This is a genomic window from Enterobacter sp. PTB, assembly GCF_051130085.1.
Classification (GTDB): Bacteria; Pseudomonadota; Gammaproteobacteria; order Enterobacterales; family Enterobacteriaceae; genus Enterobacter; species Enterobacter ludwigii.
In genome coordinates this window covers 1-1,617 of the sequence record NZ_JBDKEE010000085.1, presented here as the reverse complement: position 1 = coordinate 1,617, position 1,617 = coordinate 1, and the positions used below count along the sequence as shown (strand labels likewise).

The 1,617-nt window shown below is 67.3% G+C and carries 2 protein-coding genes; both read left to right on the top strand.

The features are described from left to right. A partial coding sequence (locus tag AAIR21_RS27650; RefSeq protein ID WP_434682804.1) for a fimbria/pilus outer membrane usher protein occupies positions 1 to 743 on the top strand: 743 nt, incomplete at its 5' end. A 19-nt stretch (positions 744 to 762) separates the two neighbouring features. After that, positions 763 to 1,566: a pilin glycosylation ligase domain-containing protein gene (locus AAIR21_RS27645; protein ID WP_434682803.1), complete on the top strand. Its 804-nt coding sequence runs from the start codon at positions 763 to 765 to the stop codon at positions 1,564 to 1,566. Positions 1,567 to 1,617: the final 51 nt, after the last annotated feature.

The window sequence follows — 1,617 nt, the reverse complement described above, 5'->3', positions numbered from 1 at the left end:
GCGGCTCCCTGCTGGACGACAACAGCATGAACTGGAGCGCCTCGCAGACCCAGGGTAACGGCGACCAGGGTAACAGCGGCTCCACCTCCCTTGGCTACAACGACACCTGGGGCATGGCGAATCTGGGGTACAACTACGACCACGGCGGCGGTCACGGCGTGACCTACAGCGCCAGCGGCGGCGTGCTGGCCCACCGTCACGGGGTGACGCTGGCCCGCAACATTAACGATGCGGCCGTTCTGGTCCACACCGGCGTGCCGGATGTGAAAATCATGAACGGCAGTGCGACCACCGACCACTGGGGGAATGCGGTGGTGACCTCGATGCAGACCTATTCCCGCAACACCATTGATATTGACCCGTCCTCCCTGCCGGAAGGCGCGAACCCGCCATCCGGCGGCCATGCGCTGTACCCGACCGCCGGGGCGGTCCTGGTGGAGGATTATCCGATTCGCCTGGGTCAGCAGATACTGATGAACCTGAGCCACAACGGCAGCCCGGTCCCGTTCGGTGCCATGGCGAGCCTGAAGGGTGATGATGCCGACGGACAAAGCAGCATTGTCGGCGATGGCGGTCAGGTTTACCTCGGCGGCATGCCGGAGAAGGGCACCCTGCTGGTGAAGTGGGGGGCCACGTCCGACGCACAGTGCGAGGTGCCGTTCACGCTGGACAAGCCGGAGCCCCGCAGGAAGGGTGACAAATCCTGGCGTCCGGTGAAAACCGTGAACATGACCTGTCGTTAAGGCCGCAGAGGACGATACCATGACCACCGTCACCGTGCTTCAGTCGCAGACCCCGCAGGAGCAGCCCGTACCGGGCTGCCGGCACCGGAGCGCCCCGTGCGCCGCCGGTGGGGTGCTGTGCCTGGCGCTGTACACCCTCCTGGTGCTGCATGTGAACATCCCGCACCTGCCCGGCAGCGGCATGATGATACCGCAGAGCGTGCTGGCGTGGATGCTGGCTGCCGTACTGTTGCTGCTGGCGGCTCCTGTATCCCGTCAGGCGCTGGGCACGGCCCTGCACCCCACGCCATTCATGACGCTCTGCCTGGCAGGCGCGCTCATCCTTACCCTGCCGCTGCTGTACGCGCCGCAGACCTGGCGCTATCTCGCAGAGCTGCGGGTGGCCGGGCTGTGGGGTGGCCTGCTGCTGATGGTGGCCACCCGGGCTCTGTTCACCACACCCTCCCTGCGCCGCACGGTACTGGTGCTGATGCTGGCCGGGTGTGTCCTGGAGGCGCTGACCGGCATCGTCCAGGCGCTGCACCCGCAGTCGCTGCCGTTCTGGCTGACCACGCCCGGTACCGGGCGGGCCACCGGCGTGTTCCGCCAGCCGAACGTGATGGCAAGCCTGACCGGCACCGGGGTCATCCTGGCCTGGTGCCTGCTGAACCAGACCGCATGTCGCGCGGCGCAGGTCGCCATGCTTGCAGCAACCGCCGTTCTGGCATTCTGCCTGCCGCTGACGCAGAGCACCCAGACGTGGCTCACCCTGGCGCTGGCGGCCGCACTCGTCTGCCTGCCCCTTTTTCGCACACCCGGCCGCGTCCGGCTCATGCGCCTGTGAGGCAGCCCGCCGGCGGTATCTGCCCCATCCGGCGCATGCGGCGCTGAAAAC